19 protein-coding genes are annotated in these 19,717 nt (G+C 57.8%); 8 read left to right on the top strand and 11 right to left on the bottom strand.

Annotation, left to right across the window (positions count from 1 at the left end; all coding sequences use genetic code 11):
- Window positions 1–90: 90 nt before the first annotated feature.
- Complete coding sequence (locus tag ACR0AI_RS03435) at window positions 91–1,590, bottom strand: CoA-acylating methylmalonate-semialdehyde dehydrogenase (RefSeq protein WP_170467131.1); 1,500 nt, start codon at window positions 1,588–1,590, stop codon at window positions 91–93.
- 103 nt (window positions 1,591–1,693) lie between these two features.
- On the opposite strand from ACR0AI_RS03435, the gene ACR0AI_RS03430 reads away from it, so the two are divergent.
- The 3 genes from ACR0AI_RS03430 to coaD all read left to right on the top strand — a co-directional run bounded on the left by ACR0AI_RS03430 (window position 1,694) and on the right by coaD (window position 3,761).
- On the top strand, window positions 1,694–2,596 hold the full coding sequence (locus ACR0AI_RS03430) for a LysR family transcriptional regulator (protein WP_480670674.1): 903 nt from the start codon (window positions 1,694–1,696) through the stop codon (window positions 2,594–2,596).
- 60 nt (window positions 2,597–2,656) lie between these two features.
- Window positions 2,657–3,094, top strand: coding sequence for a CBS domain-containing protein (locus ACR0AI_RS03425; RefSeq protein ID WP_419739667.1), 438 nt, complete (start codon window positions 2,657–2,659; stop codon window positions 3,092–3,094).
- A 175-nt stretch (window positions 3,095–3,269) separates the two neighbouring features.
- Complete coding sequence (gene coaD / locus ACR0AI_RS03420; RefSeq protein WP_170373601.1) at window positions 3,270–3,761, top strand: pantetheine-phosphate adenylyltransferase; 492 nt, start codon at window positions 3,270–3,272, stop codon at window positions 3,759–3,761.
- On the opposite strand, the gene gap (ACR0AI_RS03415) is transcribed toward coaD, so the two are convergent.
- From gap (ACR0AI_RS03415) to gap (ACR0AI_RS03405), 3 genes are all read right to left on the bottom strand, one after another.
- Entirely contained in the window at window positions 3,753–4,757 is a 1,005-nt protein-coding gene (gene gap, locus ACR0AI_RS03415) for a type I glyceraldehyde-3-phosphate dehydrogenase (RefSeq protein ID WP_480670677.1), read from the bottom strand. The two genes, coaD and gap (ACR0AI_RS03415), sit on opposite strands and share 9 nt — an antisense overlap.
- Before the next feature lie 82 nt (window positions 4,758–4,839).
- Window positions 4,840–4,983 carry a hypothetical protein gene (locus ACR0AI_RS03410; RefSeq protein ID WP_170458101.1) on the bottom strand — a complete coding sequence of 48 codons (144 nt, stop codon included), beginning with the start codon at window positions 4,981–4,983 and terminating at the stop codon, window positions 4,840–4,842.
- A 71-nt stretch (window positions 4,984–5,054) separates the two neighbouring features.
- A complete protein-coding gene (gene gap / locus ACR0AI_RS03405) occupies window positions 5,055–6,056 on the bottom strand; it encodes a type I glyceraldehyde-3-phosphate dehydrogenase (protein ID WP_209255854.1) in 1,002 nt (333 codons plus the stop codon).
- A 181-nt stretch (window positions 6,057–6,237) separates the two neighbouring features.
- On the opposite strand from gap (ACR0AI_RS03405), the gene ACR0AI_RS03400 reads away from it, so the two are divergent.
- Both ACR0AI_RS03400 and ACR0AI_RS03395 read left to right on the top strand, forming a co-directional pair.
- A complete protein-coding gene (locus ACR0AI_RS03400) occupies window positions 6,238–7,209 on the top strand; it encodes a DUF808 domain-containing protein (RefSeq protein ID WP_170373605.1) in 972 nt (323 codons plus the stop codon).
- 77 nt (window positions 7,210–7,286) lie between these two features.
- Window positions 7,287–8,087 carry a thioesterase family protein gene (locus ACR0AI_RS03395; protein WP_480670679.1) on the top strand — a complete coding sequence of 267 codons (801 nt, stop codon included), beginning with the start codon at window positions 7,287–7,289 and terminating at the stop codon, window positions 8,085–8,087.
- A 50-nt stretch (window positions 8,088–8,137) separates the two neighbouring features.
- On the opposite strand, the gene tkt is transcribed toward ACR0AI_RS03395, so the two are convergent.
- Complete coding sequence (tkt, locus tag ACR0AI_RS03390; RefSeq protein WP_480670681.1) at window positions 8,138–10,159, bottom strand: transketolase; 2,022 nt, start codon at window positions 10,157–10,159, stop codon at window positions 8,138–8,140.
- 236 nt (window positions 10,160–10,395) lie between these two features.
- Here tkt and ACR0AI_RS03385 point away from each other — a divergent pair, with 236 nt between their 5' ends.
- From ACR0AI_RS03385 to ACR0AI_RS03375, 3 genes are read left to right on the top strand one after another with little or no spacing between them, the layout of a single operon-like run.
- Window positions 10,396–11,247: a hypothetical protein gene (locus tag ACR0AI_RS03385; RefSeq protein WP_480670683.1), complete on the top strand. Its 852-nt coding sequence runs from the start codon at window positions 10,396–10,398 to the stop codon at window positions 11,245–11,247.
- Window positions 11,247–11,639 (top strand): cell division protein ZapA, encoded by a 393-nt coding sequence (locus tag ACR0AI_RS03380; RefSeq protein ID WP_480670685.1) that lies wholly within the window; start codon window positions 11,247–11,249, stop codon window positions 11,637–11,639. The genes ACR0AI_RS03385 and ACR0AI_RS03380 overlap by 1 nt, the downstream gene beginning before the upstream one ends.
- Window positions 11,636–11,983: an MliC family protein gene (locus tag ACR0AI_RS03375; protein WP_480670687.1), complete on the top strand. Its 348-nt coding sequence runs from the start codon at window positions 11,636–11,638 to the stop codon at window positions 11,981–11,983. Before ACR0AI_RS03380 ends, ACR0AI_RS03375 begins: the two co-directional genes overlap by 4 nt.
- A gap of 7 nt (window positions 11,984–11,990) precedes the next feature.
- Here ACR0AI_RS03375 and grxD read toward each other — a convergent pair whose 3' ends face one another.
- The 6 genes from grxD to ACR0AI_RS03345 all read right to left on the bottom strand — a co-directional run bounded on the left by grxD (window position 11,991) and on the right by ACR0AI_RS03345 (window position 19,681).
- Complete coding sequence (gene grxD / locus ACR0AI_RS03370; protein ID WP_170536938.1) at window positions 11,991–12,353, bottom strand: Grx4 family monothiol glutaredoxin; 363 nt, start codon at window positions 12,351–12,353, stop codon at window positions 11,991–11,993.
- A 246-nt stretch (window positions 12,354–12,599) separates the two neighbouring features.
- Window positions 12,600–12,836, bottom strand: a complete 237-nt coding sequence (locus ACR0AI_RS03365; protein ID WP_170373612.1) for a BolA/IbaG family iron-sulfur metabolism protein — start codon at window positions 12,834–12,836, stop codon at window positions 12,600–12,602.
- A gap of 82 nt (window positions 12,837–12,918) precedes the next feature.
- Window positions 12,919–13,821: a hypothetical protein gene (locus tag ACR0AI_RS03360; RefSeq protein WP_480670689.1), complete on the bottom strand. Its 903-nt coding sequence runs from the start codon at window positions 13,819–13,821 to the stop codon at window positions 12,919–12,921.
- Between the two features lie 41 nt (window positions 13,822–13,862).
- Window positions 13,863–16,022, bottom strand: a complete 2,160-nt coding sequence (gene purL, locus ACR0AI_RS03355) for a phosphoribosylformylglycinamidine synthase subunit PurL (RefSeq protein ID WP_480670691.1) — start codon at window positions 16,020–16,022, stop codon at window positions 13,863–13,865.
- Window positions 16,023–16,211: 189 nt separating this feature from the next.
- Window positions 16,212–18,473 (bottom strand): mechanosensitive ion channel family protein, encoded by a 2,262-nt coding sequence (locus tag ACR0AI_RS03350; protein WP_480670693.1) that lies wholly within the window; start codon window positions 18,471–18,473, stop codon window positions 16,212–16,214.
- 299 nt (window positions 18,474–18,772) lie between these two features.
- Window positions 18,773–19,681 (bottom strand): LysR family transcriptional regulator, encoded by a 909-nt coding sequence (locus tag ACR0AI_RS03345; RefSeq protein WP_170373615.1) that lies wholly within the window; start codon window positions 19,679–19,681, stop codon window positions 18,773–18,775.
- Window positions 19,682–19,717 lie beyond the last annotated feature (36 nt).

Here is a 19,717-nt window from a genome sequence, read left to right as displayed (position 1 = left end):
TGAGATTCCGGGTTTTGGAGGGTCTTGGCGGAACCCTGCCAATGAAAAACCCGGCCAGAGCGGCCGGGTTTGAACAGAATTGGCTTTGGATCAGTCCATCGCTTTGAAGTTGAACTCGCCACCTTCCTTGATGCCCGACGGCCAGCGGGCCGTGACAGTCTTGGTGCGGGTGTAGAACTTGAAGCTGTCCGGGCCATGCTGGTTCAGGTCACCGAACATGGATTTCTTCCAGCCGCCAAAGGTGTGGTAGGCCAGCGGAACCGGGATCGGGACGTTGATGCCGACCATGCCGATGTTGATCCGGCTGGCGAAGTCACGTGCAGTGTCACCGTCGCGCGTGAAGATCGCGGTGCCGTTGCCGTATTCGTGGTCCATCGCCAGACCGATTGCCTCTTCGTAGGAGCCTGCGCGAACAGTCGACAGAACCGGACCGAAGATTTCCTGCTTGTAGATATCCATGTCTGGCGTCACGTGGTCGAAGAGGTGCGGGCCGACAAAAAAACCGTCCTCATAGCCCTGCAGGCTGAAATCGCGGTTGTCGACGACCAGCTTCGCGCCTTGCTCAACGCCCGAGTTGATCAGGCCGAGGATACGCTCTTTTGCAGCTCCGGTCACAACGGGGCCCATGTCCACGTCGTCTCCGGCTGTGTAGGGGCCGACTTTCAGCTTTTCGACGCGCGGGATCAGTTTCTCGATCAGACGGTCCGCGGTTTCTTCGCCCACAGGAACGGCAACCGAGATCGCCATGCAGCGTTCGCCCGCCGCACCGAAACCTGCACCGACCAGCGCGTCTGCGGCTTGGTCCAGATCCGCGTCGGGCATGACGATCATGTGGTTCTTGGCGCCGCCAAAGCACTGCGCACGTTTGCCGTTGGCCGTTGCGCGGCTGTAGATGTATTGCGCGATCGGGGTCGAGCCGACAAAGCTGACGCCTTGAATGATTTCGCTGTCGAGGATGGTGTCTACGGCCTCTTTGTCGCCATTGACGACTTGAAAGACGCCCTTGGGAAGGCCGGCTTCGATGAACAGTTCGGCCAGCATCAGCGGAACTGAGGGGTCACGCTCGGACGGTTTCAGAACCACGGCGTTGCCGCAGGCCAGTGCCGGACCAACGTGCCACAGAGGCATCATCGCCGGGAAGTTGAACGGCATGATCGAACCGACAACGCCCAGAGGCTGGCGCATCGAGTACATGTCGATACCCGGACCTGCGCTGTCGGTGAACTCACCCTTCAGCATCTGAGGCGCGCCGATGCAGTATTCGATCACCTCCAGACCACGCTGCAGGTCGCCCTTGGCGTCAGGGATGGTCTTGCCATGTTCACGGCTGAGCGCTTCGGCCAGTTTGTCCATGTCGCGGTTCATAAGGCCAACCATGGCCATCATGACGCGCGCGCGTTTCTGCGGGTTGGTTGCGCCCCATGCGGGTTGTGCGGCTGCGGCGGCTTCGATCGCGGCGGTGGTTTCGGCCGCGCTTGCCATTGGGCATTTGTACTGAACTTCACCCGTTGCCGGGTTGAAAACGTCATCAAAACGGCCCGAGGTTCCGGCCACGTTCTCGCCATTGATGAAATGAGTCAGATCTTGCATTGCAAACTCCTCCGATATGTTTGCGCGCAGAATAGGCTTGCAGAAATAACCTGAACAGAGGCAATGTCTCAAAAGACCTTTGCAAAAATGCAAGAAGGGTAGGATGACACCAAATTGGGATGATATGCGCGTTTTTCTTGCCGTAGCGCGCGAGGAAAGCCTGTCTTCGGCGGGGCGTATCCTCAAGATCGACCCAGCTACTGTTGGCCGGAGGATCGCCCGTTTGGAGAGCAGTCTGGACGCGCAGCTTTTCACCAAGTCGCAACAAGGTTACATTTTAACGACCGCTGGGGAACGCCTGTTGGATCACGGCCTTCAAGCCGAAGAGGCGATGCGCGCTGCCGCTGGCGCAGTGGTTGGGTCGACCGAGTCGCTGAGTGGTCAGATTCGGATCGGCGCTCCGGATGGTTCGGCGAACTACCTGTTGCCTCAGGTCTGCGCGAAGATCAGTGATGCCAATCCAGATTTGGATATTCAGATCCTGGCGCTGCCCAGGATCATCAACCTGTCGCGGCGTGAGGCGGATATGGCTGTCACGGTCAGCTCTCCGACCGCAGGTAAGCTGCTGGTGCAAAAGGTCAGCGACTACAAACTGCATCTGGTTGCGGCGCAGAAATATCTGGACCGACACACCCCGATCCAGACGGTCGAGGACCTAAAAGCCCACCGTTTGATTGGCTATATCCCGGATATGATCTTCGATCGCGAGTTGGACTACCTCAATGACTTGGGGATCGACCGGGTAGCGCTTGCATCGAACTCGGTACCTGTTCAATTGCGTCAGGCGGCGCTTGGGGCGGGGATCTGTGTTGCGCATGACTTCACGCTTCCGTTTCATCCGAACCTGCGCAGGTTGTTGACTGATCAGGTCAGTCTGACCCGCAGCTTTCATCTGGTTCGGCATCAAGGCGATCAGCGAAACGAACGCCTCAACCGCTTTGCGCAGGCATTGACCCGTGGGATTCGCGACGAAGTTGCACGGCTTGAGGCGGAAGCCGGAACTTGACACACATGACCATTCCGGCAACGCTTTGGAAAACAGTACGTTATTGCCGGAGGTTTTTTTATGCTCGTTCAAGCCATTCTGACATCCAAAGCCACCGATGAGGTGGTGACCGTCGCTCCATCCGCGACTGTGTCCGAGGCGGCGAAGATACTGGCGGAAAGACGCATCGGTACAGTTGTTGTCTCAGAGGACGGAGGCAGCACGGCCATCGGTATCCTGTCCGAACGCGACATCGTCCGAGAACTGGCGGCCAGCGGCAGCGGGTGCCTGAACCAATCGGTCGATAGCTATATGACCAAGGACCTGATCACTGCGACACGACAGGAATCGGTCGAAGATATTCTGGCACGCATGACCGAAGGTCGGTTCCGCCACATGCCGATTGTCGAGGATGGCAAGCTTGTCGGCATCGTCACCCTCGGGGACGTGGTCAAGGCGCAACTGACCGAGCTTGCAATGGAAAAAGACGCCCTTCAGGGCATGATCATGGGGCATTAAAGCGCTTTGCGTTTCATCGAAAACCCATCGAAATGCGCGTTCGACCGCAGGGATAGGCAGCGTATTTCGATTCATATAAAACGCAAAGCGATACGGGGGCAGGGCATAACGCCCTCTTGCACCTGCAGCATGATTGTGTTTGCTATCGCCCAGTTTTTGAACGCAGGAGAGCGTGATGCGGGTTGGCCTTTATCCCGGAACTTTTGATCCGATCACCTTGGGGCATATCGACATCATCCGTCGGGCCTCGGCGCTGGTGGACAAGCTGGTGATCGGTGTGGCCATCAACCGCGACAAAGGGCCTTTGTTTTCGCTGGAAGAACGCGTTGCCATGATCGAAGCGGAATGCGCGCATCTGTCAGAACAGACCGGGACCCAGATCGTGGCGCATCCGTTCGAGAACTTGCTGATCGACTGCGCGCGGGATGTGGGCGCGCAGGTTATCGTGCGTGGGCTGCGGGCCGTTGCTGATTTTGAGTATGAATTCCAGATGGTTGGGATGAACCGCGCGCTGGACGATTCCATCGAGACCGTTTTCCTGATGGCCGAAGCGCGGCATCAGGCCATTGCTTCGAAACTGGTGAAAGAGATCGCGCGGTTGAACGGGGACGTGTCGAAATTCGTCACGCCCCGCGTTAACGTGGCCCTTAAAGAGCGGTTAGGATAACGCGCCCATTGCGGCGGCTGTGTCCAGCATCCGGTTCGAGAAGCCCCATTCGTTGTCATACCACGCCAGCACGCGCACCAGCGTGCCATCCGTGACTTTGGTCTCCGCTAGCGACACGGTCGAGCTATGGGCATCGTGGTTGAAATCGATCGAGATCAGCGGACGGTTTTCTGCTGCCAGAACGCCAGGGATTTTGGCAGCGGCCTCAACAAACAGGGCGTTAACCTCTTCCTCGGTCGTTGGGCGCGAGACCTCGGCCACTAGATCAACCACCGAGACATTCGGCGTCGGTACGCGGATCGCCTGACCGGTCAGTTTGCCCGCCAGCTGAGGAAGAACCAGCCCCACGGCTGCAGCAGCACCAGTGGTTGTCGGAATCATCGACAGAGCTGCCGCGCGCGACAAGTAGGGGTCTTTGCCTGCGGTGTCATGCACCGGCTGGCTTGCGGTATAGGCGTGAACGGTGGTCATGTTTCCATGCACGATCCCCAACCCGGCATCCAGCGCCGCAGCAACAGGTGACAGGCAGTTGGTTGTGCATGAGGCATTCGACACGATCGTGTCCTCGGCGGTCAGTTCGGAATCGTTCACGCCAAACACGATCGTCTTGACGCCTCCGTCTCCACGGGCCGGGGCCGAGATCAGGACTTTCTTGGAGCCGTTCTTCAGGTGACGCTCAGCCGCTTCTCGGGTCCGGAATACGCCGGTGCATTCCAGCACGACATCGACATCCGACCAGTCCAACGCTTCGGGATCGCGTTCGCTGGTCAGTCGGATCGGACCCGCGCCGACGTCGAGACCGGCCTCGGACAGCGTGACGGGCGTGGAGTAGCGGCCATGAACGCTGTCAAATTCGAACAGATGGGCGTTCATTTCCGGCTTGGCCAGATCGTTGATGGCAACGATTTCCACATCGGTCCGTCCCGACTCCATAACCGCGCGCAAAACGCCGCGCCCGATACGTCCAAATCCGTTAATGGCCAGTTTAAGTGTCATGTCCTGCTCCGTCAGAGTCTCTGCTCGAAATGAGTTAGCGCTAACAAAGCGAGATCGGCGAGAAAGTCAAGTAAAACCTTGCTCAGCGCCAGAAGGCGAGCCAGTCGAGAAAGTCATAAAGTTTCTTACCGAGGAACAGAAAATGCTCGGTCCCGAACAGGGCATAGTCCAGCATGATTGCGCCAAGGATCAGCAGCGCCAGCCAGATGGCGATTTGATTTGTCATGAGGGCCCCGAACAAAAACGCCCGCCCAGATAACCTGAGCGGGCGAAGCTGTTCAAGCGATCATGGGGAAATCAGTTAAGGCGCCCCATTGCGACGGCGACATCGGCCATACGAACCGAAAAGCCCCATTCATTGTCATACCACGCCAACACGCGGACCATGCGGTTGTCCACCACGCGGGTCTGGTCCGGAGCGAAGATCGAGCTTTCCTCGGTGTGGTTGAAATCGGTCGAGACCAGCGGCGCAGGCTCATAGCCCAGTACGCGTTGCATCGGGCCTTTGGCGGCCTCTTCAACGATTGCGTTGACCTCTTCAACGGTCACGTCGCGCGAAGCGCGGAAGCTCAGGTCCACGGCCGAAACATTCGGAGTAGGGACGCGGATTGCCGAGCCGTCCAGACGACCTTTCAGGTTGGGCAGAACCTCGCCCAAAGCAGCCGCCGCACCGGTCGAGGTCGGGATCATCGACATCGCCGCCGCGCGGGCGCGGTAAAGGTCACTGTGGCGACGGTCCAGTGTCGGCTGGTCGCCAGTATAGGCGTGGATGGTGGTCATGATACCGTGTTCGATGCCAACACCTTCGTCCAGAACCTTGGCAAGCGGAGCAAGGCAGTTGGTGGTGCAGGAGCCGTTCGAGACCATGTTGTCATTTGCGGTCAGCGTGTTGTGGTTCACGCCGAACACGATGGTCTTGTCGACATTCTTTCCGGGGGCCGACAGCAGAACCTTCTGCGCGCCGCGATCCAAGTGGGTTTTTGCCTTGGTGCCGTCGTTGAACTTGCCGGTGCATTCCAGAACGACGTCGCAGCCTTCCCAGTCCAACTCGTTCATGTCGTAGGTCGAGAACATCTGCATCGGGCCGCGGCCCAGATCCATAGTGTCGCCTTCGATCGAAACTTCGCGCGGGAAACGGCCGTGAATGCTGTCATATTTCAGCAGATGCGCCGATGTTTCGAGCGGGCCGGTGGCGTTGACTTTGATCACTTCGATGTCGTTGCGGCCCGAGGCGGCAATGTGCGACAGGGTACAGCGGCCAATGCGGCCAAAACCATTGATACCGACCTTGATGGTCATGTGACGTCTCCAAATGCGCTTGCGTTTGAGGCCATATAGCCTTGAAACCGGAATCTCAAAAGGGCAAAAGCGGCATATTTTTAAGGTGTTAGCGCAAACCTGAACAGATTGCGCTAACGCTTGCGCTAGCTGTTGGATCGGGTAGGGTCCGTTTGCGGCAGGTGACAGGAAAGGACACGCGATGAGCGGACTGTTGGCCCTTTTGGATGATGTGGCGGGGATTGCCAAGGTGGCTGCGGCCTCGGTGGATGATGTCGTAGCGGCTGCTGGCAAGGCGGGGGCCAAAACGGCCGGCGTGATTATCGACGACGCGGCGGTTACGCCAAAATACGTTCAAGGGTTTGCGCCTGCGCGTGAGTTGCCTATCATTTGGCGCATTGCCCGTGGGTCGGTTTTCAACAAGCTCATCCTGCTGCTGCCGGTCGCCCTGTTGCTTGCGAATTTCGCGCCTTGGCTGATTACACCTCTGCTGATGCTGGGCGGGTCATATCTGTGTTTCGAAGGGGCCGAGAAGATATTTCACGTTCTGTTCCCACATGGCAGCCACGCCATTGAAAAGGACATGGATGTACGCGATCCGGGCCACCTTGAAGAACAGAAGGTCAAAGGTGCGATCAAGACGGATTTCATCCTGTCGGCTGAGATCATGACCATTGCGCTGGCCGCGATTGAGGCTCCGAATGTGTGGATGCAGGCGGCGACTTTGGCTGTTGTCGGGCTTGGGGTGACGGTGGCCGTTTACGGCTCAGTCGCCTTGATCGTGAAGATGGACGATGTCGGGCTGTATCTGGCCGGAAACGCTCCGACGCCGGTGGGCCGAGGTCTGGGGCGCGGATTGGTCAAGGCCATGCCCACGGTGATGAAAACCCTGTCGATCGTCGGAACGGCGGCCATGCTGTGGGTGGGCGGGTCCATCGTCATCCACGGGATGGAGGTTCTGGGCTTTGGCTGGCTGGGGCATCATATCCATGACTGGGCTTATGCGGTTGGTCATTCGGTCTCGGCGCAATGGGAGGCCGCGGCGGAGTGGATCGCCAAGGCGACGATGGACGGCATCTTTGGTCTGGCCTGGGGGATGGTCTTGATCCCCCTGGCAACCAAAGTCATTGGGCCCGTGATGGGAGCATTTTCAGGTTCATCCAAAGAACACTAGGCGATGACGTCAGGTCCTACTGGCTTCTCTCTGCGGTCAGATCATCCTCGACATGACAATAGTTAAGTGGAATTCCCATGTCCGAGCCATCCCTGTTCGATGTCCTCAGCGCCGCTGAGGCGCAAGACGATTGCCTCAGCTACCCAATACCGCAGAACTGGAAGCAAGGCCGCACAACATTCGGTGGGTTTTCGTCGGCCCTAATGCTGTCAACGGTTTACAATCGGCATAACGATCTGCCGCCCCTCAGATCGGCTCTGATCAATTTCACGGCGCCGATCAGTGATCCGCCGCTAGTCAAAACGGAAATCTTGCGCGAGGGGCGAAATGTGAAGACCATCAGCGCTCGTGCCGAAATCGGTGGCAGTGTTGCGGCGCAGGCGACATTTTCCTTTGGCCGCGCGCAAGACAGCCATGTCGCGTTCGATTGCCCGGCGAAGCCCGCAGATGCGCCCGAGATGACGGAGTATTATTTCCCTCCAGATTTGCCGCGACCGCCGATACCTTTCCTTACAAACTTTGACGTCAGAAAGGTCGAGGGTGAATTGCCTTTCATGGGGGCAGATCGCGGGTATCTGCGCCTTTGGGCCCGACACAACGATCCTCGGATGTGGAACAGGACGGAGGGCTTGATTGCAATCGCTGACCTCCCCCCGCCAGCTATCTACCCCACGCTAAAGAAACCCGGACCAAATTCGTCAATGAACTGGATTTTCAACGTGTTGTCCGAGGATATTCAAACACGCGACGGTTGGTTCTTACTGGAGCACCAACTTACAGCAGGCCGCGATGGCTATAGTTCGCAGGTCATGCGCGTTTGGAGCACAGAAGGCGATTTGATCGTGGATGGAATGCAGTCTGTGATCATCTTCGTGTAAGAAAAAAGCCCCGGCGTGGACCGGGGCTTTTCATTTTGTGGCAGGCTGGATTAGCCCAGAAGTTCCTTGACCTTGGCAACGGTCGCTTCGGCGGTGATGCCGAAATGCTTATATAGCTCACTTGCCGGAGCAGAAGCACCAAAGCTCGACATGCCAATGAAACCTGCCTTGGCTTCACGTCCACGCTCACCCAGTAGCCAGCGGTCCCAGCCACCGGCGCGAACAGCGGCTTCAATACCCACGCGGACAGCACCGGCGGGCAGCACGCGCTTGCGGTAGGCTTCGTCTTGTTCAGCGAACAGCTCCATGCAGGGCATGGAGACGACGCGGGTGCCGATGCCTTCGGCTTCAAGCATCGCTTTGGCTTCCATCGCCAGCGAAACCTCAGAGCCCGTGGCGATCAGGATCGCCTTACGCTTGCTCTCGGCTTCCGTCAGAACGTAAGCGCCCTGAGCGGTCAGGTTCTTGGCTTTGTGATCCTTACGCACGGTCGGCACGCCTTGGCGGGTCAGCGACAGGACCGAGGGGCTGTCCTTGAAGGTCAGCGCCAGTTCCCAGGCTTCAGCGGTCTCGACGGTGTCGGCGGGGCGGAACACATAGGTGTTCGGCGTCGCGCGGCTGATTGCCAGATGCTCGACGGGCTGGTGGGTCGGGCCGTCTTCACCCAGACCGATCGAGTCATGGGTCATCACGAAAACCGACGGGATTTTCATCAGCGCGGCCAGACGCATGGACGGGCGGGCATAGTCGGTGAAGGCCATGAAGGTACCGCCATAGGGGCGGATGCCACCGTGTAGTGCCATACCGTTCATCGCGGCGGCCATGCCGTGCTCACGGATACCGTAGTGGATGTAGCGACCCTTGCGGTTTTCCGGCAGGAACACACCCATATCAGCCGATTTGGTGTTGTTCGAACCGGTCAGGTCAGCCGAGCCGCCAACGGTCTCGGTCATGATCGGATTCACCACGTTCAGAACCTTTTCAGACGAGGCGCGGGTGGCCAGCTTGGGCTGATCTTCCGACATCTGTTTCTTGAACGAACGGATCGCACCGGCCAGTTTCTTGGGTGCTTCAAACGCGTAGGCGCGGTTGAACTCGGCCTGTTTGCGTTCTGAAATTTGCGCGAAACGCGCTTCCCATTCTGCACGCTCGGCTGCACCACGGGCGCCGATGGCTTCCCAGGCCGATTTCACATTGGCAGGGATTTCGAACGCGTCATGCGGCCAGCCATAACCTTCTTTGGCGGATTTCAGCTGCTCCTGATCTGTCAGCGCGCCGTGACCTTTCGAGGTATCCTGTGCGGCGTGGCCCAGAGCAATGTGGCTTTTGCAGGCAATCATCGAAGGCTTTTTCGACTTTTTCGCCTGCGTGATCGCCGCGTCGATGGCTTGTGGATCATGGCCGTCGATCTCGATCACGTGCCAGCCCGAGGCTGCAAAACGACGTACCTGATCGGTGCGGTCGGCGATATCCACGGTGCCGTCGATTGTGATGTTGTTGTCGTCCCAGAAAACGATCAGCTTGCCCAGCTCATGACGGCCGGCCAGAGTGATCGCCTCTTGGCTGACGCCTTCCATCAGGCAGCCGTCGCCCGCGATCACGTAGGTGTAGTGATCAACGATCTTCTTGCCGTAATGCGCGCGCTGGATCTCCTCGGCCATGGCAAAGCCCACAGCGTTTGAGATGCCCTGACCCAATGGGCCGGTGGTTGTCTCGATCCCCTCAACCAGGAAGTTCTCCGGGTGACCCGCAGTTTTCGCGCCCAGCTGACGGAAGTTCTTGATCTCGTCCAGCGTCACATCCGCGTGGCCGGTGAGATAAAGCAGCGAATAGATCAGCATCGAGCCGTGGCCCGCCGATAGAATGAAGCGGTCGCGGTCCGGCCAGTTCGGGGCTGAGGCGTCGAATTTCAGGTGCTTTTCGAACAGGACGGTCGCAACATCGGCCATGCCCATCGGCATGCCGGAATGGCCGGAATTGGCGGCGGCGACGGCGTCCAGGGTCAGTGTGCGGATGGCCGCAGCTTTGTCCCAGTGTTCGGGGTTTGCATTGCGCAGCGCAGTCAGGTCCACGGGCGTTGTTCCTTTGGATTTGAAGCAGATTGCGCGCTCAATAGCATTCAGCCCTCAAAGTGCAAGCAGAACCGGGCGAAACAAGGTCGCACCGCTTGAAGAGAGCAGTCCAAGTCTTTGAAACCAAACAGTGGGTATTTTCCGTCACATTCCGCTAGACTGGGACCAAGCGGGACCGATTCTTGATTCGGACGGTTCAGCAACAGAATGAACCTTGGTTAAGAGGTGACAGGGGCATGAGCCAGATTGAAGAGTTACAGCAACGCATTCTTGCCGCGATGGAGCGTATTGGTACGGGCGTGACCGCCCTGCAAAACGCGCCGGTGGGCGATACAGATGATGGGTTGCAAGCGGCGCTGGATGATGAACGTGTTGCCAACGCACAGCTGCAAGAGCGCCTGACTTCGTTGAAGGAACGCCACGAGCAGGAAGTTGACGGCATGCGCGCCGATATGGAGGCGCTGCGCGCTGCTCCGGCCCCCACGGCGGATGTGGACGCCCTGCGGGCTGAGTTGGCCGAAGCCGCAACCAAGCTTTCTGCGGTTGAGGCAGCACGGGCCGAACTGGCCGAGGCCAAGGCGGCACTGGAAAACACCGAGGAACTGGACGCTCTGAAAGCCGAGAACGCGCGATTGCGGGCCGATCTGGAAGGCCAGGAAGACCCTGCCGCGCTACGGGCCGAGATCGAAGAGATGAGGGCTGCCATTTTGCAGGCCGGTGCCATCGAGGCCGAAAATAGTCGTTTGCGGGCCGAATTGGCCGATAGCGAACGGGTGGCCGAGCTGAACGCCGAGCTGGAAATGCTGAGGGCCGAACGCGCCAGCCACGGGGCTGCCATGTCACGTCTTGATGACGACCTGCAGAGAATGCGGCAGGCGAATGAACAACTCCGCAATTCGGTCGATGCCCTACGCTCCGCCGCGCAAGAGGGGGTTCAGGATGCAGAGCTATTGAATCAAGCCACTGTGGCGGAGTTGGAAGCAACGCGTGCGGCGCAGGCGACCGATGCGGCCGAGGCTCGGGCTGTTCTGGCACGGCTTGAGCCTCTGCTTTCGCAGGCGAAACTGGCAGAAGGTGAGGTTGAGTAATGCCCGAAGTGACCATTCATATCGGCGGGCGCGGGTTTGACGTGTCCTGTCAGGACGGGGAAGAGAGCTTTCTGCAGGCCGCCGCGAAAATGCTGGATGACGAAGCGCAGGTGCTCTCGGATCAGATCGGGCGTATGCCGGAATCCCGCATGTTGTTGATGGCCGGTCTGATGTTGGCGGACAAGACGGCTGCGACTGACGACAAGGTCAAAGCGCTTGAAGCGAAACTGGCCGAAACCGAGGCCGAGATTCAAACGTTACGCAGCGCGCCTGCACCCGAACCCGAACGGATCGAGGTCGCTGTCGTGCCGCCTTCGGTGACGGATACACTGGCCGAACTGGCCGCACGGGCCGAAGCCCTGGCATCAGATATCGAGGAAAAAGCAAAATGAAACGAGCATGCGGCTTGATTTGCAGGGCCGTGGCCCTTGTGTGTGCGTCCAAGGCTATGGCCGAGATCGACATACTGACGGTGACGTTCAACTGCGAGAACGGTATTCCGTTGCCAGTGACCTATTTCAACGCATCCGACGGTTCGGGCGCCGCGGCAACGATGGTCGACAATTCTCTGGTCGCGATGCGTCAGGTCGAGAGCGGTTCGGGCATTCGGTACGAATCTGTGGATACGAACGGAACCTATATCCTGCGATCAAAAGGGTGGAATGCCACGGTGAGCTTCCTGGCGACAAACGCCGCCAGTGAGCAGGTCATTTTTCAGGATTGCTCCAGCCGTTAAGGCCGGGTCAGGCGTTGGCCTCACGGATTTTGTCGGCTGCGTCCTTGTTGTAGCCGACACCGTTTTCGTCAAACAACGTGTCTAATTCACCCGACAGGGTCATTTCAGTGATGATATCGCAACCACCGACAAACTCGCCTTTGACATAGAGCTGCGGTACGGTCGGCCAGTCCGAATAGTCCTTGATGCCCTGACGGACTGCTTCGTCGGCCAAAACATTCACATCGGCATACTCGACGCCCATGTAGTTCAGCACACCTGCCACACGGGATGAGAAACCGCACTGAGGCATCTCCTTGGTGCCTTTCATATACAGCACCACGTCATTGGCTTTGACGGTTTCGTCGATCTGAGTTTTCACATCGGTCATTTCGCGTTTCCTTTGCTCTTCGGCATCATAGCTTTAGCGTAATCTTGCGTATCCTTGGAGATATGGGTCTCTGCCGAGCTGATTGCACCGTCATGTGTTTGATAGGAGGAATGTAGGTTTTTTTTCTGTCCGGGTGGCGATCCTAGCCTTGTCTTGCGTCTAGTCTTTGAGTTGTTTCGCGCCAAGAGCGCGATGAGCAAAACAAAGACGGAAACCGCAATTGAGATTACAATCGCATGTTCCATTCTACTCCGGCACTTTGGTGGTCAGCGCCAGCGCGTGCAGGTCACCGTCCGGGCCGTCCATCTTGCCTTTCAGGGCTGCATAGACAGCGCGTTGTTGTTGGACGCGGTTCTTGCCGCGAAAGCTCTCGTCCACGACCATGGCGGACATGTGAACGCCATCGCTGCCGCCAACCTGAATTTCCGCGTTGGGAAAGCTCTCGCGCAGCAGGGTTTCAATCTCGTGGGCGCTCATCGGCATGTAGGCTTACTCCTGAAGGTCTTTCCCAAGATGTAGAACTCTGTCGGGCGACGTGCAAGAACACAAGGCAAGATAGGCTTCTTCAGAAACCGTATTTTCGTCGAATCTTGGAGCTGAGCGGTTTCGCCAATGGCGTTTCTGATCCGTTCAAGGCGCGAAAAACCCAACGATATGCAAGAATTGGCAACCAGCTCATGTTCAACGTCACGAAGGCGACGTCCCGGCCGTCGCGTGTTCCAACAATGCGCCCGTTCTTGAGGCGAATGTCTTTAACGAACATGTCTTTGTTGTAGAACGCTGTCTCAAACCCCTGAGCTTGCCGTAACACATCATCGAAGACCTCATCTTCGGAGAATTGCATCAAGTGCAAGCCTTTGGCCTCGGAGTTTGACATGAATTCTTGGAACGCCCGCATTTCCGAGAAGGCAAACTCAGGGTGATGTTCGTCAAACTCGCGCTGTTGTTGTTCAAGAAATTCTGCGTCCTTGAACAAGGAAATTGTGTGGTCGTTATATTGGGCAAGGAGGTCCGTTTTCACATACCCGTTGAGGCAAGTTGCGTTGCAATGAGTCGTGTAGTCATAAGGCTGCAAAGGGGCCTCGTATTCGTCCAGATTACGCAGCACCATCGTGTCACTGTCGAAATGCCAGAACCTGTCATAAGAGTGCACTTTCGCAAAACCTTCGACGTGATACCAGCGTTCGAAAACGAACTTCAGCCAGTCTTTGCCGCCTCGTATATTGTGCTTTACCCGGAACGCCTTGCCTTGTATCGGAGAATATACCTGGTCAAATTCGTCCTGACTTTCCGACCTGAACTCTCGATAGTCAAAATGATCCCATCCCTCATCAAGTGCGGTTTTCCGATTGCTATCATCCCCCAATAGAACCAGACGCCTCTCGGGGTTGGTCCGTCGCGCGCAACGAAAGGTGAACTTCAGGTACGGAGCATTCCCATAGTGGCAGAAAATAAGAGGTGACGTCATTTTATGCTCTGCTCGAAATCTCGTGCCTGCCTCAGTGCTGACTAAGCGACAACTGCTTCCAATCCGGTTCGATAGGCATGCGCAAGATCCGCAAGCGGAGCTTCGCTTGAACCGATCTTGACCGTCTCGCCCGTAAAGCGACCGACTGAAGTCAGCGGGACGCCGGCCTGACCAGCTGCGATCATCAATGCTTCGGCCTGATCAAAGTTGCAGGCAACCAGATAGCGGGCCTGATCTTCGCCGAACAGAACTTCGGTCGATGCGTCGTCGAGGTGAACGCCAACGCCCGCTGCTTCAGCCAGTTCAAACGCGGCCACTGCCAGGCCACCGTCGCTCAGGTCGGTGCAGGCCTTGATCATTTCGCGGTTGGCGCGGATGAAATCGCCGTTGCGTTTCTCGGCCTCAAGATCCACGTGGGGCGCGTCGCCTTCTTCGCGGTTGAACACCTCGGCCAGAAGGGCGGATTGGCCCAGATGGCCTTTGGTTTCACCGATCACGAGGGCAACGTGACCTTCACGCACCTCGTTTCCGATGATCTCATCGGTGTGGTTGAGCAGGCCAACGGCGCCAATGGTCGGGGTCGGCAGGATCGCCTGACCGTCGGTCTCGTTGTAGAGCGAGACGTTGCCGGACACGATGGGCACATCGAGCGCGCCAACGGCGGCTCCGATGCCTTGGATTGCGCCGACGAACTGACCCATGATCTCGGGCTTTTCGGGGTTGCCGAAGTTCAGGTTGTCGGTTGTGGCCAGCGGTTTGGCCCCGACAGCGGTCAGGTTGCGATACGCCTCGGCCACCGCTTGTTTGCCACCTTCGACCGGGTTGGCGCGGACATAGCGTGGCGTCACGTCCGAGGTGAAGGCCAGTACCTTGTCGGTGCCGTGAACACGCACCATCCCGGCACCCAGACCCGGGGTGCGGGCGCTGTCGGCCATAACCATGGTGTCATACTGCTCATAAACCCACTGCTTGCCCGCGTAGTTGGGCGAAGAGAGCAGGGCGCGCAGACCATCGATCGGGTCGATCTGCGGGACGTCGGCCAATTCCTCAGCCTCGGGCGTTGCAATCCATGGGCGGTCATATTCCGGCGCGGTCGACGAGAGTTTCGACAGAACCAGATCAGCCTTAACTTCGCCATTGTGCATGATCAGGAAGCGGTCTTCGGCGATGGTTTCGCCGACGATGGCAAAGTCGAGGTCCCACTTCTCAAAAACGGCGCGGGCTTCGGCCTCCAGCTCGGGCTTCAGAACCATCAGCATGCGTTCCTGAGACTCGGACAGCATCATCTCGTAAGCTGTCATGTTCTCTTCGCGCTGAGGCACGTTTTCGAGATCCAGACGGACGCCCAGACCACCCTTGTCGCCCATCTCAACGGCCGAGCAGGTCAGGCCTGCCGCGCCCATATCCTGGATCGAGATCACAGCGCCGGTTTTCATCAGCTCCAGCGTCGCCTCCATGAGGCGCTTTTCGGTAAAGGGGTCGCCGACCTGAACGGTTGGGCGTTTCTCTTCGATCGTGTCGTCGAACTCGGCCGAGGCCATGGTTGCACCGCCAACGCCGTCACGTCCGGTTTTGGCACCCAGATAGACGACAGGCATGCCGACGCCAGAGGCCGCCGAGTAGAAGATTTTATCGCTGTCTGCCAAACCTGCCGCGAAGGCGTTCACAAGGCAGTTGCCGTTGTAGGCCGAGTGGAAGCGAACCTCGCCACCGACGCAGGGCACGCCGAAACAGTTGCCATAGCCGCCGATACCTTCGACCACGCCGTTGACCAGCTGGCGGGTCTTGTGGTGACCGGGCTCTCCAAAGGACAGGGCGTTCATCGAGGCGATCGGGCGCGCGCCCATGGTGAAGACGTCGCGCAGAATACCGCCAACTCCGGTTGCCGCACCCTGATAGGGTTCGATGTAAGACGGGTGGTTGTGGCTTTCCATCTTGAAAACAACAGCTTGCCCTTCACCGATATCGACAACGCCTGCGTTCTCACCCGGTCCGCAAATGACCTGAGGACCAGACGTTGGCAGGGTGCGTAACCATTTCTTGGAGGATTTATAAGAGCAATGCTCGTTCCACATGGCCGAGAAAATGCCTAGCTCGGTGAATGTCGGCTCACGCCCGATGATCTCGAGGATCATGTCGTATTCCTCGGGCTTCAACCCGTGGGCGGCAATCAGATCAGGTGTGATGGCTGGCTCTTGCATCCTGTTTCGGTCCCCGAGATGGCAATGTTTGGCGCCTTTTAGGGGAAGGGACCGCCGGGGGGAAGAGAAAAGGCGCTTTCTAAGCGCTGTCCTGTTGCAAACTGGACAAAGGTGCAAATTGCGCAGATCGGGCAGAGCCTCAATCGAGGGATCGGCACGCGACAAAGACAGCCGCGTGCCGGGTTGAATTTACTTTTGTTGGTCCTGTTGCTGCGCCTGCTGCGCGACCGCTCCAGCGGCGGCGCCAACGGCTGCTTTCTGGTCTTCACTCAGGTGTTCAGCGTCATCCAGACCGGGTATGGCAACGCGCACTTCGCGGCGGGCGAAGTCGATGCCGTTCTCCTTGAAGGCCGCCTTGACCCGGTTGAAGATCTCTTTGCGCAGCGTGAACTGTTTGCCGGGTTTGGCCATGAACTTGCCCCGGATGATCATGCCCACATCGTCAAAGTCGAACACGCCCTGAGATTTGAACGGCTGCAGGAAGCCATCCTTGTGGGTCTCGTCCTCCATCATCTCGGCACCGATCTTCTTGAAGATCTTCTTCACCTTGTTGGGATCGGTGTCGAAAGGCACGGTGAATTTTAGCTTCATGATGACCCAGTCGCGGCTGTAATTGGTCAGTTTCTGAATCTCACCATAGGGAATGGTGTGCACCGGCCCGCGATGGTGACGCAGTTGCATGGAGCGGATGGAGATCTTCTCGACCGTTCCGGTAGTGCCTCCCACATCGACATACTCACCAACGCGGAATGCATCATCGATCAGGAAGAAAATGCCGCCAACGATGTCGGATACCAGCTTTTGCGCGCCGAAACCGATGGCCAGACCCAGGATACCTGCACCAGCCAGAAGTGGCGTGATGTCGAGCCCAAGGGCGCCCAATGCCAGCAAAACGAAGATCACGGCAATCGCCACCTGAGCCGTTACTCGCAGCAGCGGCAGAACCGTTGCCAGACGCGAGCCACCAGCACCGCCGCCTTCGCCAGCTTCTTCGTCCGGGCTTTGCGCGGCGGTCATCTCTTTCGCCAGTCGGCGGTTGATCCAGAGCGAGACGACCTCATTGAGGATGTAGCCAACGGCGATGATGATGAAGAACTGCACCAGTTTGCTACCTGAATCCGCATCCCCACCAGCGATTTCCTGCAGATCGAGATCCCATGCGTTGGCGATCATCAGGATGACCAGAATACCGGCCAGAACCCGACCGATACGGATGTAGCTGCGCTTGGTTGATTTATAGGCGCGTTCGGCCACCGAACCTTCGCCCTGCATCGGAGGTTGCAGATGACGGACAAGTCCTCGGATCAAGGTGTCGAGCGCCGGGGCGATCAACAGCCAGAACATGGTGGTGAAATGCGCCCCCTGAACCAGCAGAGCCAGCGATGCCGGGTTACGCTGCGCCACCAGAAACTCGACCAGAAGCCAAGTCGCAGCCGAGACCGCAATGGCGAAGTAGGGGTAATAATGCGCCACTTCCTCGTCGAACTTGGTGTGGTCCGGGTCAGTTCCCAGCATCATCTGCGACAGACCTTCGCGCGCTTTCCACGCGATCAGGCCGATATAAATGTGAATGCCTGCGTTCAGCCAGAAGCCGATACGCGTATCATCACCCGTGATGCCGTTCAGGCTGTTGAAGTGTAGCAGGAACAGGGTGAAACCGATCAGGATCAGCAACCCGATCAGGTTGCGATGAAGGTATTTGGCCCAGTGATCGTCGATATTGACCAGACGGTAATGGGGTTTGTTCGGCGCCAGCACAAAGCGTGAGGCGGCGGCACCCAGCCGTGGCACCCAGATCAGGTAGAATACAAACGGCCCGGCATAGGTGATTTGTTCGGGCGTAAGCAGGCCGCGCCCAACCGCGCGGATGACCACGTAAAAGACTACAAGCCCTGCGATTTCTCGACAGAAACGACCGAAAAGATAGCGGGCAGCGCCCCAGAGATCGCCCTCGGCTTCAGCCTCGGTCTGGACATGCCAGCGGCGGGTCAGAATCTCGAACAGTTTTTCGGCGATGAAGCCCACAACCAGAACACTAGCAACCAGCCCCATCAGAACCAACGCACCGAATGAGGTGAATGTGGTTGCAAAATTCTTGATGGCGGTGGCTTGCGCGCTGAAGAGATTGGGGACGGTCGTTATGACATGCGTCCACGAGGCGACCATTTCGCTCCAGACTTCATTTAACTCGGTAATCGGATCTTCGCGATCCTCTGCAGCGGCTGCGTTTTTCTCGGCCACTGCGTCCAGACGCTCTAACAGGATTGAGCGGACCTGATCATCCGACATCCGTGCAACCAAGTCATCAACCTGCTCAGGCGTTAGGTCTTCGGGGATGCTAACAGGGGCAGGCGCACTGGAGGTCGACGTGCCCGCAACTTGGGCATGCAGGGGTCCGACCACTAAAAATAGTGAAAAAATCGCCGCCAGAAGGCGGAGGGGGCTTATCATGGTTCTGTCCTCGAACACGAATTTTTAAACGTTTTCTCGGATCATAGGCAGGTGTCGGAGATTTTCCCAGAAATTTCATCGCTCTGGACGGTGAGTTTGAGGAAAACTAAAAAATGAATTTGGGAGAAGCCAAAAAAAAGGCCGAGCACTAAGCTCGGCCATAGTCCAACAGGGAGGTATGAAGATGATGAGCGTTTCAGCATCACCGCCTTCGAGTGCTCATTTAGGGGTCGGTTTGTGAACGTTCAAGAAGTTTTAATCTGATCGTTCAGCATTGCTGCTATGCTGCGAGTGCATAGCTAGAGTTTACCCATCATTTTCAGCTGTTTGCGTTGCGCGATGATCTCGTCCTGAACGAAGTCGCGGAATGCTCCGACCCGTTTGGAATGGCGCAATTCTTCCGGATAAGCGAGGTATACGGGAACGTCCGCGTTTTCGATTTCCGACAAGATCGGAACGAGGTGTGGGAAGTCCTGCGTCACGTAGTCGGGCAGGACGCCAATTCCCAGGTTGTGCAACACGCCCTGAAGCACGCCGAAATAGTTGTTCACTGTCAGCAGGGACCCCGGATTGAAGGTCATCAGATGGCGCACCATCGCCGCGCTTGCACCCACCTGCGGGGCAGAAGGGGTCTGGCTGATCAGACGGTGTTCCTTGATCTCTTCGAGCGATTTCAGCATCCCGCCATGGGATTCCAGATACTCCTGCGTGGCATAGAGCTTCATCTGGACGGTCATCAGGCGTTTGCGGATCAGATCGGCCTGGCTTGGCTCCTTCATGCGTATGGCAACATCGGCCTCACGCATGGGCAGGTCCAGAACACGCTCTTCCAGCATCAGGTCGATGTTAAGATCGGGGTACTGTTCGTATAGCTTAGGCAGGCGCGGGGCGAGCCACAGGGTGCCGAAGCCGAAAGTGGTGGTCACACGCAGGACGCCGAAGACTTCCTCTTCGCTGTCGCGGATGCGCGCGGCGGCGGCGTCCAGACGTTTGGACATGGCCGAGGTCGCATCAAACAGCAATTCACCCTGTTCGGTCAGAATCAGGCCGCGGGCGTGGCGGTGGAAAAGGGTTGCGTCGAGCGATTCTTCAAGCGCGCGGATCTGACGGCTCACGGCGGATTGAGATAAATTGAGCCTGTCCCCTGCATGGGTCAGACTGCCGGCATCGGCCACCGCGTGAAATATTCTAAGCTTGTCCCAATCCATCGCCGCAACTTTCGTTATCCTCGTGAAGCCCTATAT

This window comes from Ruegeria sp. BG3 (assembly GCF_056538485.1).
The sequence above is the reverse complement of the archived record's forward strand: the minus strand, read 5'-3'. Positions and strand labels throughout refer to the sequence as shown.

Coding starts and splice junctions, on each gene's coding strand:
- ACR0AI_RS03435 (WP_170467131.1), bottom strand. CDS start 1,590: ATGCAAGATCTGACTCATTTCATCAATGGCGAGAACGTGGCCGGAACC.
- ACR0AI_RS03430 (WP_480670674.1), top strand. CDS start 1,694: ATGACACCAAATTGGGATGATATGCGCGTTTTTCTTGCCGTAGCGCGC.
- ACR0AI_RS03425 (WP_419739667.1), top strand. CDS start 2,657: ATGCTCGTTCAAGCCATTCTGACATCCAAAGCCACCGATGAGGTGGTG.
- coaD (WP_170373601.1), top strand. CDS start 3,270: ATGCGGGTTGGCCTTTATCCCGGAACTTTTGATCCGATCACCTTGGGG.
- gap (WP_480670677.1), bottom strand. CDS start 4,757: ATGACACTTAAACTGGCCATTAACGGATTTGGACGTATCGGGCGCGGC.
- ACR0AI_RS03410 (WP_170458101.1), bottom strand. CDS start 4,983: ATGACAAATCAAATCGCCATCTGGCTGGCGCTGCTGATCCTTGGCGCA.
- gap (WP_209255854.1), bottom strand. CDS start 6,056: ATGACCATCAAGGTCGGTATCAATGGTTTTGGCCGCATTGGCCGCTGT.
- ACR0AI_RS03400 (WP_170373605.1), top strand. CDS start 6,238: ATGAGCGGACTGTTGGCCCTTTTGGATGATGTGGCGGGGATTGCCAAG.
- ACR0AI_RS03395 (WP_480670679.1), top strand. CDS start 7,287: ATGTCCGAGCCATCCCTGTTCGATGTCCTCAGCGCCGCTGAGGCGCAA.
- ACR0AI_RS03385 (WP_480670683.1), top strand. CDS start 10,396: ATGAGCCAGATTGAAGAGTTACAGCAACGCATTCTTGCCGCGATGGAG.
- ACR0AI_RS03380 (WP_480670685.1), top strand. CDS start 11,247: ATGCCCGAAGTGACCATTCATATCGGCGGGCGCGGGTTTGACGTGTCC.
- ACR0AI_RS03375 (WP_480670687.1), top strand. CDS start 11,636: ATGAAACGAGCATGCGGCTTGATTTGCAGGGCCGTGGCCCTTGTGTGT.
- grxD (WP_170536938.1), bottom strand. CDS start 12,353: ATGACCGATGTGAAAACTCAGATCGACGAAACCGTCAAAGCCAATGAC.
- ACR0AI_RS03365 (WP_170373612.1), bottom strand. CDS start 12,836: ATGCCGATGAGCGCCCACGAGATTGAAACCCTGCTGCGCGAGAGCTTT.
- ACR0AI_RS03360 (WP_480670689.1), bottom strand. CDS start 13,821: ATGACGTCACCTCTTATTTTCTGCCACTATGGGAATGCTCCGTACCTG.
- purL (WP_480670691.1), bottom strand. CDS start 16,022: ATGCAAGAGCCAGCCATCACACCTGATCTGATTGCCGCCCACGGGTTG.
- ACR0AI_RS03350 (WP_480670693.1), bottom strand. CDS start 18,473: ATGATAAGCCCCCTCCGCCTTCTGGCGGCGATTTTTTCACTATTTTTA.
- ACR0AI_RS03345 (WP_170373615.1), bottom strand. CDS start 19,681: ATGGATTGGGACAAGCTTAGAATATTTCACGCGGTGGCCGATGCCGGC.